14 protein-coding genes are annotated in these 15,600 nt (G+C 67.8%); 3 read left to right on the plus strand and 11 right to left on the minus strand.

All coding sequences use genetic code 11. The features are described 5' to 3' along the window. Positions 1-7 precede the first annotated feature (7 nt). The 8 genes from DI276_RS52175 to DI276_RS18915 are packed head-to-tail and all read right to left on the minus strand — an operon-like array spanning position 8 to position 5,700. On the minus strand, positions 8-1,339 hold the full coding sequence (locus DI276_RS52175) for a DUF2786 domain-containing protein (protein WP_112265156.1): 1,332 nt from the start codon (positions 1,337-1,339) through the stop codon (positions 8-10). A gap of 27 nt (positions 1,340-1,366) precedes the next feature. Further along, complete coding sequence (locus DI276_RS18885) at positions 1,367-2,419, minus strand: nucleoside hydrolase (protein ID WP_112265158.1); 1,053 nt, start codon at positions 2,417-2,419, stop codon at positions 1,367-1,369. Continuing rightward, a complete protein-coding gene (locus DI276_RS18890; RefSeq protein WP_112265160.1) occupies positions 2,416-2,640 on the minus strand; it encodes a hypothetical protein in 225 nt (74 codons plus the stop codon). The genes DI276_RS18885 and DI276_RS18890 overlap by 4 nt, the downstream gene beginning before the upstream one ends. Before the next feature lie 4 nt (positions 2,641-2,644). Further along, positions 2,645-2,875 (minus strand): hypothetical protein, encoded by a 231-nt coding sequence (locus DI276_RS18895; RefSeq protein WP_112265162.1) that lies wholly within the window; start codon positions 2,873-2,875, stop codon positions 2,645-2,647. Next, positions 2,872-3,798 (minus strand): DUF6346 domain-containing protein, encoded by a 927-nt coding sequence (locus DI276_RS18900; RefSeq protein WP_112265164.1) that lies wholly within the window; start codon positions 3,796-3,798, stop codon positions 2,872-2,874. Before DI276_RS18900 ends, DI276_RS18895 begins: the two co-directional genes overlap by 4 nt. Then, on the minus strand, positions 3,795-4,889 hold the full coding sequence (locus DI276_RS18905; RefSeq protein WP_112265166.1) for a WXG100-like domain-containing protein: 1,095 nt from the start codon (positions 4,887-4,889) through the stop codon (positions 3,795-3,797). The genes DI276_RS18900 and DI276_RS18905 overlap by 4 nt, the downstream gene beginning before the upstream one ends. Next, positions 4,886-5,188, minus strand: coding sequence for a hypothetical protein (locus tag DI276_RS18910; RefSeq protein WP_112265168.1), 303 nt, complete (start codon positions 5,186-5,188; stop codon positions 4,886-4,888). The genes DI276_RS18905 and DI276_RS18910 overlap by 4 nt, the downstream gene beginning before the upstream one ends. Then, the gene (locus tag DI276_RS18915; protein WP_112265170.1) at positions 5,185-5,700 is read right to left on the minus strand and encodes a YbaB/EbfC family nucleoid-associated protein; all 516 of its coding nucleotides are present in this window, start codon (positions 5,698-5,700) and stop codon (positions 5,185-5,187) included. The genes DI276_RS18910 and DI276_RS18915 overlap by 4 nt, the downstream gene beginning before the upstream one ends. Positions 5,701-6,008: 308 nt before the next feature. Between DI276_RS18915 and DI276_RS18920 the strand changes: the two genes are divergently transcribed. The 3 genes from DI276_RS18920 to DI276_RS18930 are packed head-to-tail and all read left to right on the plus strand — an operon-like array spanning position 6,009 to position 12,245. Next, the gene (locus DI276_RS18920) at positions 6,009-7,394 is read left to right on the plus strand and encodes a TIGR02677 family protein (protein WP_232836754.1); all 1,386 of its coding nucleotides are present in this window, start codon (positions 6,009-6,011) and stop codon (positions 7,392-7,394) included. After that, positions 7,391-8,470: a TIGR02678 family protein gene (locus tag DI276_RS18925; RefSeq protein WP_112265172.1), complete on the plus strand. Its 1,080-nt coding sequence runs from the start codon at positions 7,391-7,393 to the stop codon at positions 8,468-8,470. Before DI276_RS18920 ends, DI276_RS18925 begins: the two co-directional genes overlap by 4 nt. Continuing rightward, a complete protein-coding gene (locus tag DI276_RS18930; protein WP_112265174.1) occupies positions 8,463-12,245 on the plus strand; it encodes a TIGR02680 family protein in 3,783 nt (1,260 codons plus the stop codon). The genes DI276_RS18925 and DI276_RS18930 overlap by 8 nt, the downstream gene beginning before the upstream one ends. Here DI276_RS18930 and DI276_RS18935 read toward each other — a convergent pair. Genes DI276_RS18935 through DI276_RS53010 form a run of 3 tightly spaced genes read right to left on the minus strand, consistent with a single transcriptional unit; the run spans position 12,229 to position 15,547 of the window. Beyond that, positions 12,229-12,732: a DUF6998 domain-containing protein gene (locus DI276_RS18935; RefSeq protein WP_112265176.1), complete on the minus strand. Its 504-nt coding sequence runs from the start codon at positions 12,730-12,732 to the stop codon at positions 12,229-12,231. The two genes, DI276_RS18930 and DI276_RS18935, sit on opposite strands and share 17 nt — an antisense overlap. Further along, positions 12,729-13,244, minus strand: coding sequence for a 3'-5' exonuclease (locus DI276_RS18940; RefSeq protein WP_112265187.1), 516 nt, complete (start codon positions 13,242-13,244; stop codon positions 12,729-12,731). The genes DI276_RS18935 and DI276_RS18940 overlap by 4 nt, the downstream gene beginning before the upstream one ends. Before the next feature lie 32 nt (positions 13,245-13,276). Continuing rightward, positions 13,277-15,547, minus strand: coding sequence for a LuxR C-terminal-related transcriptional regulator (locus DI276_RS53010; RefSeq protein WP_112265189.1), 2,271 nt, complete (start codon positions 15,545-15,547; stop codon positions 13,277-13,279). Between the last annotated feature and the right edge of the window lie 53 nt (positions 15,548-15,600).

Here is a 15,600-nt window from a genome sequence, read left to right on the forward strand (position 1 = left end):
CGAGTGCTCAGACGCGGACTGCTTGACGTTCAACGGTGATGTCCGCGCGGTCGGCGGCCGCCCTACCCGCCTCCCATCCCGCGCCATTGGTGACCGTCGCCGACCTCTGGCTGAGATTGCTGAACATCTTCTCGAACGTCTCCTCGACCACCTGGGACCGAGCGGCCAGCACCGGGAGCAGCCGCTCGTCCTCGACCGGATCGTGAGCCCGAGCGCTGGCCTCTTCGAGCCGTTCCCCAATCCGCTTGGCATACGAGACCAGAAAGGACTGCCGGAACGACCGGGTGCGAGACGTTCCGCCTCGAGTGATCTGGCTGCCTTCGGCCACCATCGCGCGGGTCGCCTGGACCAGCAGTGAGGTCACCAGCAACTCGGTGATCTCCAGGTCCATCGACTCTCCGACCAGCGCGACGAAGCCGAAGTGGGGGTAGAACACGGACCGGCACCGGTTCGCTTGGGTGATCGCGTGGACCAGATGCGACTTGGCGTCGAGATACGGCGCATCGAGCCACAACCGGATCGAGGCCGCCGTCTGTTCCCGGTGTTCGTCGGCGTCGAGGACGGCACGTTCGAAGGCGTGCCGGTTCATCAGTTCCTGGGCCTTGGCCGAAAGAGCCTCAGCCTCTTCGGAGAACTGAGTGGACTCCGCCTTGGCCAGCAAGGCACGCACCCGCGCCAGCACCTTCTGGTCCACACCGCTCACCGAGGCGGACGAGCGCGCGGACGCCGACCCCGGCCTCGGCACGATGAGCGGCAGCTCAGGCAGCTTCATCAACTCGTCGACCAACAAGATCGTGGTCCGCAGCGCACTCTCGAGATCCGTCCGATGACGATCCGCCCACTGCAAGAGCTGTGGCATCCCAGGCTCCCACCACACCTCGGCACCCAGCTCGCGCACCTGCGCCATCCACCGCTCATCCACAGTGGACGGAGAGTGCGTCACGGTGTCCGCAGCGATCACGTCGATCAACAGACTGCTCGCCACGGCATCAGCGGTCCGCCGGACATGCTCCCGGACGTCGACGGGCATCCAGCCCTTTCGCCAGACGTTGTCGATCAACGCGGCCAGCAAGATCCCGGCACCGATGGCCACCGTCCGAGGTTCGGCAACAGGCCTGCGCCCCGCAAGGTCCGCCATGCTGCGGTCCACGAAGTCCGTGTCGAACGCACGGGCGAAAGCCGCCTCCTTCAACCCTTCGGCCACCATCTCCGGCGACACGGCGGGAGGCGGGGCCCACGGCTCCTCGTACTCGTCAAAGGCCTGCCGGGGTGGCGTCGGGCCACGATTCGCCTTGACCTTCTTCTTCGCGGCCCGCTTCTCACGGTTGCGTTTCCCCACGTCGGCCCTCCTTCGCTAGTCGTGTCCTCACAGGCTAGTGATCTGGTCCGACAGTTCCGCCGACCGCACGCTCCAGCCGGGCCTCGGCGTGGCAGGAACGGTTCGAGCCCGAGGAAGTCGCGATAGGCGGCGTGCAACCAGTCTCCTGCCGAGCCACGCCCGGAACGCGGGGTAGTCGGCCTTGATGCTGAGCCGGACGAGATTCCCGTCCGGTGCGGTGGTCATCCGGCCGATGTCGTCCAGCACGACGCGTTCCCGGCGCAACGCCACGAACGGCAGTTGCAGCGCGGCGGTCAGCGCGAGCACGTCGTGCTGGATCGTGCCGGCGTGGAAGCGGTCGAACCACTGTGCCATGTGCGAGGTGACGAGCTTGGCCCACGCGGGTGCTTCCGGTGCGGAGAGCTTTTGCCAGACGTCGGAGTCCTTGGTGATCTCGATCGCCGGCGTGAAGGTGGTGTCCGACAGCACCAGCTTCGGTAGCTTTCCCTTGGTGAGCAGGGTGTTCGCCGCGGCGGGGTCGAGCCGGAAGTTGTGCTCGGCGCGCTCCGGATCGCGGTGGTTCAGCGCACCGCCCATCTGCGTGACGACCAGCCGTTCCGCGAGATCCGCGTTCTGGGTGAGGAGGGCGGCCAGGTTGGTCGCCGGGCCCATTCCGGCCCACCGCACCAGACCGTCTGCCTTCGTCAGGACGTCGGCTACGGCGTTGGCGACGTCGGTTCGTTGTGGTGCAACGGAATCCGGCACCAACCCGGCGATGCAGTCCATCCTGTTGTCGCCGAGGTCGGCGCCGGCGACCACCGGCACGTCCTCGCGACCGAGCAGGTCGAGCAGGTGCCGGACGAACCGAGCGCGGCGCCCACCTAGCTCATCCACAGTGGACACCAGGGCGAGCGACGGTTCTGCGGCGGCGATCACGAGCGCGATCGCGCCGTCCGGGTCTCCACCCGCGTCCGTGTCGATGTTCAGGGGCGCGCCCTCCTGCGACGGCGCGAACGCCTCCCCCGACACCGTCTGCGGCAGCCCGAACCGCTGTGCCAGGTCTGCCAGCTCCTGACGCTCCCGGTTCAGCTCCTCGCTCATGACTTCCCCTCCTGCAGGCGGCGCGCGTACTCGTCGCGTTCCCTGATGCTCGGCAACGCGGCGAACTCCGTCCACACCCGGCGTTGTTCGTCGGGCGGAAGGTCGCGCACCGCGTCCTCGACGGCGATGACCGCACCTTTGTCACCACGGCGCACCAACGAGTCCATCACCTCGCGGAACCTCGGGTCGGTGCCCGCGTCCTCGGCGACCCAGGACCGCACCTGGTCACGGCCGTGTTCCGCCCGCGCGGACAGTTCGTCGCGCCACGCACCGCCGGATCCTGGAACGGCTCGGCGGCCTGATCGGGTTGATGCCCTTGGTGAGGTCCTCCTCGAACCGGTGCGGCTGCTGCACCGGCCCGTCCTCTTCGAGCTGGCGTGGACCGAAAATGGTGCCGTGCAACGTCGTCTCGACACCGATCGCGTCCTGATGCGCGAACGCGGAGCCGACAATCATGTTGACGTTGGTCCGCTGGCGCTCTCACGGGCGTACGTGGCCTGACTGAAGTGCCCCATGGCCACGTGGATGCGGGTGGCCTGTTCGGTGCCGAACTTGCCGACCCGCACGGCCTTGCCGTTGCGAGGCTGGATGACCAGGACGCGGCGACGCGTCAGGCGCACCTCCTGGATCTCGGTCCAGCTGAGGTTCGCTTCGCGCCACTCCAAGCCTTCGGGTGAGATCGCGATCATCGGCCCCCGCACCAACCGCCAGCCGACGTTGGCGATCACAAGTACGACCACTGTCCAGGACACGATCGCGGCAACGGTGGCGACGGTGTCGTCCTGGAACGCCGACGAGCTGTACAGGAAGGTGCCGACGCACCCGATCAGAAGGACGACGACCATCCACACCCGCCGGTGCCCGCCAAAGACACGAACGGTGCGATCGGGTTCTGCTGGGTTGTCAGGACGTTGATAGCGCACCGGCTTGCGTCGGGACTTCCGCCGCTCGGGCAACAACGGCCAGGCCACCTTGATGTACACGTAGAACCACAGAACGCCGAACGGGAGAAGCAGGACCATCCCCCATCCCGCGTAGGGACGCACCGGATACAAGTCCCCGCGGTTGAACCCTTCACCCGCCACCTGCTTGCCGATGAGCTCGGGGCGGAGAAACCCTCGCGCAGTCGCCGTCACAACGTTGCCGTTGACCTTGTTCGCGACCGTGGCGCGACACTCGTACACGTACCCGAAGCCGCGCAGTGTCACCGGACCGTGCCGGTCGCACGACGTGGCGACGATGATGTGACTGGCATCGCTCAGGTCTTCGGTCTCGACCTTGTCCGAGAAGTAGTTGAAGATCGTCGCGCCGAGCAGGTACCCGAGAACGGGGATGATCAGGAACGCGAGGATCTTGTGCAGGATGCGGATGGCTTTCATCCGCCGTTGGCCTCCTTGCGCTTGTCTTCCTGCTTCTCCTCTTCCTCCGCCCTCAAGTCGCGCCACGTACGCCAGCCTCCGCCATCCTTGGCTTTGTCCTCCCAGTCGTGGAACTTGGTGGACTCCTTGGTCGCCTCGATCCCCAGCTTGGGCAGAAACTCCGCGGGCGCGCTCTTGAAACCGTCGACCGCGACCTCCTTGGCCTCGCCCAGCGCGTCCTTGGCCATACCGGTGACGGAGAAGTCGGCCATGCTACGCCGGATGTCCGCGTCGATGCCCTTCTTGAGGACGTTGACGAAGTCGTCGCCGCTTTTGGACAGTGCGGTCTTGGCGTTGACCAGAATGTCGTCGAGCTTCTTGAACAGCCCACCGGCGTTGCTGAACGCCTTCGTGAGCCTGCGGCAGGCCTCCAGGGCCTTGTTCGCCCACTTGACCGCGACCGGGATGCACTCGGCGATCGCCCCCGCGAGGCCCGCGCCGGCCGCTGCGACGGCGGGTGCCCACCGGAGGCAGATCGAGATCAGTTTGCCGATCGCTTCGGAAATGATGTCGCGCACGATGTCACGGACGACCTTGAGCACGATCTTGCACGTCCGGACGAGGCCGGCGATCCCTCCGGCCGCGGTGGCGACGCCGGCATAGGTGTCTGCGCGATCGGCGCCGAACAGGCGGTATTGATCGCTGTCCTTGCCGATCCACCCGGTGGTGTCGTTCTTGACCCAGTTCCTGAGGTCGTCAGAGGTGTCCTTCAGATAGTCGGACACGGACTCCCAGGTCTTCGCCATGCCGTCCAGGGCCTCCTGGTCACCGACAAGCCAGTCCAGCGGTTCCTTCAGGAACCAGACGTGCTCAACCAGCCACCCGAAACCCGCGCTGAACAGCGCCGCCAACGGGTCAGCGAGAACACCCGCCACGCCTGCGACCGTCGCGCCCGCGTTGATCAGACCCTCTGCCCAGTTGCCGCTGGAGAAGCCCTTCACCGTCTCGGTGGCGTCGTGGAAAATCCCGGCACCCTCAGTGCTCGGCGTCTTCTCGCCGGTGCTCACGAGGTGGTTCGCGCCTGGCGTCGGCGCCGGTCCCATCGTGGTCATTGGTCGTGCATCCCGTCGAAGATGTCAGACTGAGCCTGTTCGTGCTCCTCGATGTGTCTGCGCCACCCGTCGAACCGTTTGACGTGGTCGACTGAGGCGTCAACTACCTGGCGCATGGTGTCCACAGCAGCGTTCTGCGCGGCGGTGCAGAGAGCCGCGAGCGGGAAGCCGAGCTTGCCGAAAGCCTCCATGTTGGACACGACTTGCGCTGCGCTCAGCGCATAGTTCACCTGCTGGCCGACGTTGTTGAGCTTGGTCACGTGAGCCTGCATCTCAACCAGGTCGATGCGGTAGTTCATCGCAGGAAGCCCCTGTCGCTGAAGTCGTCGTCATCCTGCGGCGGCCGAGGCCGCTGCGGGCGAGGTGGCACTGGTGGCGGAGGCGGAGGAGGTGGCGCGTCATCCTCGATAGCACCGAGCCGCGACTGGCCGCCGCCGCCCGGCACGTACTGCGGCTGAGGTGGCGGCTGGGCACTGCGCAGTTTGTCCATCATGAAGTGCATCGCCTCGGAGTCGGCGCCCAGCATCGGCGACATGGCCTCCTGCACCGTTGCGGCGACTCGGCTCTGCGCTGCCTGCACCACGCGCAGCACCTCCTGCGCCACACTGCCGCCGTCCCTGCGCTGCAACGAACTGCCCAGCTTCAAGTCCACGAGGTTGCCGGCATCGTTGACCGCCACGACGATCTGGCCGTCCGCGCTGCGTTCCACGACACGCAGATTCGCCAGACTTTCGCGTATCGCGTCGCTCTTGCGCTGAGCCTCAGCCAGCCTGCCCTCGTACTGGTTGAGGATCTGATCCGGGTCAGTCATCCGCCCACTTGGTCCTTCTCGTCGTGCCCGTGATCCAAAGCCGCCCGAACGCTCTACGTCGGACAGCAACCGGAGGTGAGTCAGCTGTGCCGCTGCGAAGTCGCACCCGACCCGCCTCTGTCACGCACCGTCGCCACACGGTAACAACTAGTTGCGATCCCGGTCCGGTGGATGCGGTAAACGCGTTGGAGCACGAAGGTGCCCGTGTCGCGATCTGTCGGCTTGATCCGGTACCGGAACTCGTTACGTAGATCGGCCGCCCGCCGTGTCACCCGAACGAGCTACAGCGACCAGCTACGGTGGGCCACGTGACGAAGTCTCACGGGGTGCCGGCGGACCTGTTCCGCTTCACCACCACAGAGCGCGCGGACCTGCACACGGCGGTCCTGCGCGCCTTCGGCGTGGCGAACGCGCACCTGGAGACGTCGCTGACCCTCGACGACGTGCAGCAACGGCTCAGGGACGTCGGCTGGTCCGAGCAGGTGACGGACGACGAGCTGACCGCGTCGCTCACGAGTCTCCGGCAGTGGGGGCTGATCGAGAGCACGCAGCACCGGTACGGGCTGACGAAACTCGGCGAGGCCGCGTACGCCGGCATCCAGCACGCGCTCGAAACGCTGACCAGCAGCGGCGCGCTGCAGACCGCCGTGCTTGACGCCATCGCGGATCGCCTCGACGAGCTGACCAAGACAAACCGGGCGTTTGCGGCGTTGATGGAGCTCGAAGGCCACGTGCAGACGCTGCAGACGAACACCGCGCGGTTCAACGCGGACCTGCAGCGGCTCCTCAAGCAAGAGCACGACCTCGCCACGTTCCAGGACGTCAAGCGCACGACGATCACTTACCTGCGCGAGTTCGTCGCGGACCTGGACGCCCGCAAGCACCGGATCCGCGAGGCGATCGGCGACGTCCCGGCAACCATCCTCGAGCAGGCCAAAGAAGGCGCCGGCCTCTACCAGGACGACGACTGGCTGCAGCAACGAACCAAAAAGTGGCAGGACCTCAAGGCCTGGTTCCACGACACGCCCTCGAAGGCCGACGAGCTCCAGGACGTGGCGCGAAAGGCGATCGTGCAGCTCCTCAGGGTGCTGGACCGGATCAGCGAGCGAAAGAAGCCGACGAACACCGCGGCCGACTTCAGGGCGCTGGCGCAGTGGTTCGCCAGGACCAGCACCGAGGACGAGGCGCACGAGCTGTTCAACGCCGCGTTCGGGCTGTTCCCCGCCCGGCACGCGCACCTCGCGCACGCTGACGGCGAGCTGATCCCGAGTGGCGAGCCGTGGCACAACACGCCGCCGGTCACCATCTCGCCGCAGCTGCGGGCCACCGGCAAGCAGGAGCACATCGGCAGCACCGGCAAGATCCGCGACGTCGACGAGATCCGCCGCAACCGCCGTCTGCAAGCGGAGCAGGAACGTGCGGAGCTCGAGCACGCGTGGCGGCAGATCCAGACCGACGGGCCGATCCGGATCTCCACGCTGACCAACCTCGACCACGACACCTTCCACCGGCTCATCGACCTGCTCGGCAGGGCGCTCGGCAGTGATCCGGACAGCACCGGCACGCGGACGGCTGGGACGAGTGACGGGCGGATGCAGATCAACCTGCGCAACGCTCGCGGCTGGGCGACGATCACCACCCAGAAGGGCACGTTGAGCGGGCCCGACTACGTGATCGACGTGCAGAGCCGATGAGCAGGACCGGGAACCAGCTCGCGCGGCTGGAGAGCGAAGAGGTGGCGCGTGGCGTGCGGTTGCTGCTCGCCAGCCCGATGCTCAGTGCCGCGCACGATCCTGATGGCTTCGACCTCATCCGGCGACGGCGCGAACCGATCGTGAAGTGGTTCGACTACTACTGCGGCTGGCGTGTGCTCGTTGAGCCGCGCGCTGGGTATGCGCGCCTGTTCAAGACAACGCAGCGACCAGACCGCACGCGGCCTGCGGAGAACTTCGACCGGCGGCGCTACGTGTTGTTGTGTCTCACCTGTGCGGAGCTGCTCAGCACGACAACCGCCACCATCGACGCACTGGCCGACCGGGTCAAACAAGCAGCGCAGCTCGAGAACCTGCCGCCGTTCGACCCCACCAGGCGTTCTGACCGGGCCGCGTTCGCCGACGTGCTGGACTTCCTCGATCAGCAAGGCGCCCTCGAGTTCACCGAGACCCAGCTGCGCAGCGATCCGATGATCATTACGCGGCTGCTCGCTGCACCCGTCTCAGCCTCCACAGTGGACACGATCGACGACCTCACGCGAGAACAGAAGTACGAGACCGCGCACCGCAGCTTGTGGCAGCGGCATTCCGTCATGCGCAGGCTCATCGACGATCCCGTGGTGTACAAGGACGATCTCACGCCGGCACAGCTCACGTTCCTGAGCTCGCCCACGGGGCGCAAGGTCGTGCAGACCGGCATCGGGCTCGCCGGGTGCACGTTGGAGGAACGCGCCGAGGGGTTTCTCGTGGTCGACGCCGACGCGATCGCCACGGACACCAGGTTTCCGGACGACGACAGCCACGCGAAGGTCGCCGCGTTGTTGTTGCTGGACCGGTTGGCCAAAGGTCCGGCAAAGCAGGAGGACCTGGTCGAAGAAGCACGCGAGCTGCTCACGAAGTTCCGCAACTGGGCCAAGGCCTACCAGTCGGACGGTGGCGCGGACAGGCTCGCGGCAGACGGGCTCGCGCTGCTGGTCGCGTTCGGGCTGGCGCGCGTCGAGAACGGCACCGTTCGCAGGCTGCCCGCCGCAGCCAGGTACGAGGAGCTGCATGACTGACCGGTGGCAACCCAGCCGCGCCGGGATCATCAACGTCTGGCGCTACTACGACGAGATCTTCACGTTCCACCAGGGGAGACTGCTGCTCAGAGGACCCAACGGCACGGGCAAGTCGAAGGCGCTCGAGCTGCTGCTGCCGTACCTCTTCGACGCGAACCTGCGCCCGCACCGCCTGTCGACGTTCGGCAGCGCGGACCGCACCATGCACTGGAACCTGATGGGCGAGGGGAACCAGGGCAGCACCCGCGTCGGTTACGTGTGGCTGGAGTTCGAGCAGGGCGACGAGTGGTTCACCTGCGGCGCGCGGCTGCAGGCCACCACGAACACGTCCAACGTCGCCGCCACGTACTTCACAACCAGCCAACGCGTCGGTGATCTCGCGCTCGTCAACGAGGCGGGGCGCCCGTTGACCAAGACCGACCTCATCGCGGCGATTGGCGAGCACGGCGTCGTGCACGCCTCACCGGTCGACTACCGCCACACGGTGCGCACGACGTTGTTCCCCGGTGTGAGCGAACAGCGGTACGACTCGTTGATCACCGCACTGCTGCAGCTGCGCACGCCGAAGCTGTCCGAGCGGCTCGACCCGAGCGTGCTGTCCTCGTTGCTGTCCAAGGCGCTTCCGCCGCTGGACCAGTCGGATCTCACCGAGATCGCCGAAGGGTTCGAGCGGCTCGACCGGCAACGCGAGGAGCTGCGCCGGCTCGACGAGGAGATCACCACCGCCGAACGGCTCGCGGACGTCCAACGCACCTATGCGCAACGCGTTCTCGGCGCCTCTCAGTGGGCGTTGTCGTCGTCGTCCGAGCAGCTCGAAGACCTGACGCGCGCCGCACGGATGAGCGAGCGGCGCTACCAGCGTCAGGTCACGCTGACCGACGAGGCCTTCGAGCAACTGGCGGCGTTGGGGCGTGAGGCGAGCGCGGTCGACGCCGAGATCGCCGGGATCTCCGACCTGCCCGCCTACCAGGAGGGCAAGCAGCTCGACCTGTTGCGGCAGCAGCATTCCGCGGCTGTTCAACGTGCCTCCGAGGCCGCCTCGCACGCCTCTAAACTCCGCGCGCGTGCCGTTGCGGACGACGAGCAAGCCGCTCAGGCCAAGGCCGATGCCGCCGCACGCGCTGAGGAGTTGCGGCACTCGACCGTGGAGGCACGGGAAGCCGCAGAGCGCGCGGGCATGCGGTCGGTGTTCGAGGAGATCGACGCGGGCACCGAATCACGTACGGGCCGTCAGTTGCTTTCCGCCGCCGTCGACGCACGTTCCGCCGAGATCAACGCGGTGATGCGGACCATTGCGGCCCACGAGAGGGCTGTCGACGCACGGGACGCCGCACGCCAACGGCTCGACGAAACCCGCGAGGAGCTCGAACTCGCCACGGACGCGGAAACGGCCGCTCAGCATGCGTTCGAGCAAGCGTTTGCGAAGTTCGGCGCCGACTTCGAGACGTGGGCGCATGGCTGCTCCGAGCTGCGCGTTTCCGAACACGGCGAGGTCACGGAAGCCGCGGCCCGCGCCCGTGAGGAGTTCAGCTCCACCGAGGCACGCCTCCACGAGACGCGCTCGGCGTTGAACGGCCAACTCGCGCAGTACAACGCCATCCGCGAGAAGCTCGCCAATCAGGTCGATGTGCCGCCACCGGCGCCGTACACCCGTGACTCCGAATACCGCTCATCTGCCGTGGGCGCTCCGTTGTGGCGTCTGGTGAACTTCCGCCCCGGCACGCCACCCGACGTGTGCGCCGCCGTCGAAGCCGCCCTCGAAGCGTCCGGGCTCCTGGACGCGTGGCTCACGCCGGGCAACTCGTTCGGTCTCTCCGACCGGGACCGCTTCGCCGAACCGTTGCTGGCCACCCCGGCTCCCGGCCGCACGCTGCTCGAAGTGCTCACGACCGACGACGACCGCGCCTATCGGTTCTTGGAAGGCGTTGCGTTCGGTGAGACGGCCACGGGCCACACGGCGGCCATCGGTGCGGACGGCACGTGGCGCTTGGCCAACGCGCACGGCCGTTGGACCAAGCCCTCCCCCGCCTACATCGGCGCCGACTCCCGCAAACGCGCGCGGGCTGGGCGAATCGCCGAGCTCACCGGCCTGATCGAGCAGCTCGCCACGGACCTGGCCGGCGTGGACGCCGCGCTGTCCCAGATCTCCGTGCGCCGCGCGACCCTGGCCGGCGAGCTGGCCAGGCAGCCGTCGACCGACCCGGTGGAGATCGCAGAGGAGCAGCGCACCAAGGCCCAGTTGCGGTGCGCGGCAAGGAAAGACGCCGTCGCAGCCGCCGCCCGCCGTATGACAGAGGCCGACCAGGCCGTCGCCGCGGCGCTCCGCCTGATCAACGGCGACGTCCCGGTGAACCAGGACGCCGTCGCCGCGTTCGGCAGCGCAGGCCACCGCTGGCTCGACGACCGCCACGACGCCTTCGCGGCGGAAGCCCTGGCCGCCGAGGCGTTGCACCGGTCGTCGGTGAGCAGCGCCCTGGCCGACGAGGCCGAGGAAGCCGCCTCTGCCCGCCAGCAGGAGGCAGCCGACGTCGCCATCACGCTGGAGACCGTCGAGCGCTCCGCCGGTTCCGAGTTCCACGCCCTCGACCAGCAGCTCATCTTGTTGCGCACCAAGGCCCTCGAACTGGCCGAGCAACGCGAAACGTTGCAGGACAAGCAAACCGGCCTAGCGCGCACCCTCGGCACGTTGGAGGAGAAACGCAAGGTGGACACGGCGCGCGCCACGGAAGCCGCAGCCGTGAAGGAGGCAGCCGAGACGCGCCACCGCAACCTGACCAGCGGCCACCTCCCGGTCGACGCCGGCGACGTGCCGGACGGTCCCGTCGACACCAGGCTGATCCGCGACGCCGAGGCACGCCTCGGTCTGGCCGTGCACGAGGCCCAGCAACAACTAGCGGGCCGCATCGACCTGTCACTGGACCCCGACGACGACGTCACCGTGCTGAGCGCAACGCTCGACGACGCGCGCATGGGCGCCCACGCGTTGCTTGAAGCGTTGCAGGCCGAACGCGACCGCATGCGCACACACATCACCGACGCCGAGCGCGACCTCTTCGACCAAACCCTGACCGGCGACACCAGAAGGCACATCGCCCAACGCATCCAGGGCGCTTCCGAGCTCGTCGACACGATGAACCAACGGCTGGAACGCGTCCAGACCGCGTCCAACATCCGCGTGCAGCTCGACTGGCAGGTGGACCCCCAGCTGCCGCCCGGCACCCGCGAGGCCCGCGACCTCCTGCTGCGCTCAGACCTCGACGCCAACGAACGCGCCGTGCTGCACCGGTTCTTCCGTGAGCGCATCGAGGAAGCACGCGCGCACGACACCGCGACGGGCTGGGAACAACAACTCGCGCAGGTGCTGGACTACACGACGTGGCACCAGTTCGTCGTGAAGGTGGACCGCGGCGACGGCTGGATGCCGGTCACCAAACGCGTGCACGGCGCGTTGTCCGGCGGTGAGAAGGCCATCGTGCTGCACCTGCCGTTGTTCGCCGCGGCAGCCGCCCACTACCACGCCACGCCGACCGCACCCCGCCTGATCCTGCTGGACGAGGTCTTCGTGGGCGTGGACGCGACCAACCGCGGCCAACTCCTGGAGCTGCTCGTCGCGTTCGACCTGGACCTGGTGCTCACGTCGGACCACGAGTGGTGCGACTACCGCGAACTGACCGGCATCGCGATCCACCAGCTCACCACCGGCACCGACGGCGACGACGCCGTCACGACGGTCCGCTTCACGTGGGACGGCCACAGCCTCAAGGCTGAGGATTGAACAACGCCAACAGATCCCGCTGCTCCTCGGTGAGCGGGAACGCCGGGTTGTGCCGCGGATAGATCTCCGCGGCCTCCCACTGCTGAGCGCGCACACTCGACGCGACACCGATCTTCAGCCCACGCGCCCGTAGCTCGGCCACGACCGTCGCCGCGTCGAACAGGTACACGGCGTCGATGACCATCGGCCGTGCCTCGGCAGCCGCCTTCGGACCGGTCAGCACGAGATGGCGGTCCGGCCCGTCCTCGCGCAGGTCCAGCAGGTTCTCGCGCTTCAGGTACCACCTGATGTTGACGGTCCGGCCGTCCGCGAACCGGCCGTCGACGCCTTTGGCCCTGTCCTGGTCCAGCTCGATCCCGAAGAGCTGGGCCGCGATCCAGTCGCCGAGGTGGCCCGACAGCGCCGGTCGGCGGATGCACGCCGACAGCGCCGCGTCGACGCGGTTGCGCTCCTGGATCAACCCGGCCACCCACCTCACGTCGTTCACGCCCGTCCTCCCGTGGAACTGCGTTGCACTGCATAGGTGCGCACCAGTCGTGGCACGTCGAGCCGTAACGGCGTTGCGTCGCCGACGCGGTCCAAGCACCGCACGAGCAGTCCCGCGGACGCGCGCGCGTTGCGCAATGCTGAGTACGCGCGCGTGACACCGCCGACGAGTTCCATCGTGCACACCCCCGAACCCGAGAATTCGTGCCCCAGCCGAGCGAACTCGGCGCGCAGGAACACCAGGTGAAACGCCAGGTTGTGCGCCACCAGCACCCGTCCGGACAGCCTGGCGGCGAGTTCGCCCGCGACGCCGGCGAAGTCGGGCGCTCGGCGGATGTCGGCGTCGGCGATGCCGTACTGAATGCCGAGGTCACGCCTCGGGTTGACCAGCGTGCACCACTCGTCGGTCCGGCGGCCGGACTCGTCGACGTGGACCACGGCAACTTCAACCACCCGGTGGGTATGACCGAGCCCGGTGGTTTCGACGTCGACGACCGCGTAGCCGTTGCTCATGCCGGGGCTGTCGTTCGGACCCGTGCCTGCTGTTAACCGCTGTCATCCGATAGGGCTAACGCGAGTTCGGCGCGGGTCGCGATGCCGAGCTTCGCGTAGGCGTTGGACAGGTGGTTGTCGACGGTCCGCACGGAGATCACCAGGGAAGAGGCGATCTCCTTGTTCGTCAGGCCGCGCGCGGCCAGCACGGCGATCTCCCGTTCGCGTCGGGTGAGCGACGCTGCGGACATCAGCGCCAACGCGGGAGTGCGCGCGCCCTCGCAGTGGCCGACCAAGCGTCCGAACAACGCCCGATTGCCGGACGCAGCAGCAGCTTCCGCCGCGTGCAGCATGAAGCCTGCCTTCTCGAAGCGGGTGGCCACCTCCTCCAGTGCGGCGGAGTCGTTGCGCACCAACGCATCGGCGTGCGCTGCGTACACCGGCACGAGAAGTCCGGTGGTTGTCGCGGCGAGTTCGCGCAACCGTTCCGCTGTCTCAGCCGCATGCCCCAGCCGCACCGCCTCATGCAGCAACAACGCCTCTGCGGCGAGCTCGCCATGTGCGCGAACGTCCGCGGCCGCGTCGAACGGCGACGCGCCACCTGCCCAGATCCGGGCGAGCCACAGCCCGTAGTGGTACGGACGCATCCCTTGCGGCGCCTGCTCTTCTGCGGAGGCGAGCACGTCGCGTGCGTCGTTGCCCAGCTGTGCCTCCACATAGGCAAGCTCGCACAACTGCGCGTACGGCCGGAGGGGGCGCGTCTCTCGCAGCAACCTGCGTGCCTCGTCCAGCCGGCCACGTGCCCGTGCCAGCGCGGCCCGCGGAACCGCCCACATGGACCGGATGGAGTCCCACTCGGCCTTCTCTTCCTGTGCGCGCACGGCAATGCGTTCCGCGCCGTCCAGGTCGCCGTGCAGCGAACGGACGAACACCTCGGCGAACCTCGTGGTCTCCCAGGCCAGTGAGAACTCCTCGCGCATCGGCACCTCGGGAAACGGCCCGACGTACCGGCCCTCCACCACGTCGATCATCGCGAGGACGGCGGCCTCTTCCGGCTCCTCGTAGGTCATCATCGCGCGCGCTTCGGCGTACTTCCCCGCGCCGAACAGCAGGTTGACGCGCGCGGCATTCATTTCGAGCATGCCCGCGGCTTCTTCGACGCGCCCGAGGCCCCAGGCCAAGTTCAACGCGCGGAGGGCACGCACCACGGCCGAGCCGTCGGTGCCGATCATCGCGAAGACCTCCTCGGCCTCCTCCGGCCGATCGCTGAAGACCAGCACCTGCGCCAGCAGCTGTCCGGCCTCCGCACCACCACCGACCGACCATGCCGCGCGTGCGAGTCGTTCTGCCAGAACGACAGCACCCCTCGCGACGGCCAGCTGTGCAGCAGTAAGCAGCAGAGAGGGGTCATCTGCCGTGCCGCATTCAAGTCGCAACACAGCGACTCGAAGCGGGTCGTCCAGCACCGAAGCCAGATGGCGCTGATGGTTGCGCTTGCGCAGAGGCGGACATTGCGCGCGCAACACCTCGCCGTACAACGGATGCGCGAGCCTCAGTCCGTCAGTCGCCACAGTGACGAGCCCGTCCAACGCCTCGGATGCGGCCAGATCGAGCGGCTCACCGAAGGCGAGCAGCTCCAGCACCCGGCGTTCCTCGTCCGGCACAGCGGCGAGATGCGCCTCAATCAGTTCGATCAGCCGCGGCGACAGGGGCAACGGTCCGTCCAACCACCAGACACCGTCGTGCGACACCCACCGCGCGGCGAGGTGCATCTCTCGCAGCAGCAACATGTTTCCGGCGCAAGCCGTCCACAACCGACTGGCGGCACCGCTGTCCACCACGCCGCCCAGCACGGTTTCCAGCACCTCGGTCACCTCGGCAGGACCAAGTGGTGTGAGCTCGATGCGTGGCAGCAGCTCGTCCTTCCAGAGGGCCACCACAGGGTCCGGCGCGCGCTCACCTGAACGCAGGGTCGCCACCACCACTGCCTCGCGGTGCTGCACGAGCATGTGCAGCAGTCCCGCCGACGCGTCATCGAGCAGATGAACGTCGTCGACCACAACGACACGACCGCGCAATGCGAACTGTGCGGCGTGCAGCATTGCCAACGGCGAGGGCTCCACCTCAGGCAAGAAGGGCGTCATCACGCCGAGAGGAATGCCCGACATCGCTGACGTCGCCCGCAACCGAACGTCGCACGCCACCTCGTCCAGCAACCGCGTCTTGCCCACACCGGCAGGCCCGGCCACGATCAGTCCGGCGCCGCGCACCGCGCGCCGGACCGCGGCGAGCTCGGCGTCCCTCCCCACGAACGGCCACCCCATGCCGCCAGGCTAGGTGATCCGCGCGGCGAAGATGGGTGATCGCCTACTCAGGC

Source organism: Lentzea terrae (assembly GCF_003265345.1).
GTDB classification, from domain to species: domain Bacteria; phylum Actinomycetota; class Actinomycetes; order Mycobacteriales; family Pseudonocardiaceae; genus Lentzea; species Lentzea terrae.

Excerpts from the sequence above, each read along its gene's own strand:
- DI276_RS18885 (WP_112265158.1), bottom strand. The coding sequence starts at position 2,419 with ATGAGCGAGGAGCTGAACCGGGAGCGTCAGGAGCTGGCAGACCTGGCA.
- DI276_RS18895 (WP_112265162.1), bottom strand. The coding sequence starts at position 2,875 with ATGATTGTCGGCTCCGCGTTCGCGCATCAGGACGCGATCGGTGTCGAG.
- DI276_RS18900 (WP_112265164.1), bottom strand. The coding sequence starts at position 3,798 with ATGAAAGCCATCCGCATCCTGCACAAGATCCTCGCGTTCCTGATCATC.
- DI276_RS18905 (WP_112265166.1), bottom strand. The coding sequence starts at position 4,889 with ATGACCACGATGGGACCGGCGCCGACGCCAGGCGCGAACCACCTCGTG.
- DI276_RS18910 (WP_112265168.1), bottom strand. The coding sequence starts at position 5,188 with ATGAACTACCGCATCGACCTGGTTGAGATGCAGGCTCACGTGACCAAG.
- DI276_RS18915 (WP_112265170.1), bottom strand. The coding sequence starts at position 5,700 with ATGACTGACCCGGATCAGATCCTCAACCAGTACGAGGGCAGGCTGGCT.
- DI276_RS18925 (WP_112265172.1), top strand. The coding sequence starts at position 7,391 with ATGAGCAGGACCGGGAACCAGCTCGCGCGGCTGGAGAGCGAAGAGGTG.
- DI276_RS18930 (WP_112265174.1), top strand. The coding sequence starts at position 8,463 with ATGACTGACCGGTGGCAACCCAGCCGCGCCGGGATCATCAACGTCTGG.
- DI276_RS18940 (WP_112265187.1), bottom strand. The coding sequence starts at position 13,244 with ATGAGCAACGGCTACGCGGTCGTCGACGTCGAAACCACCGGGCTCGGT.
- DI276_RS53010 (WP_112265189.1), bottom strand. The coding sequence starts at position 15,547 with ATGGGGTGGCCGTTCGTGGGGAGGGACGCCGAGCTCGCCGCGGTCCGG.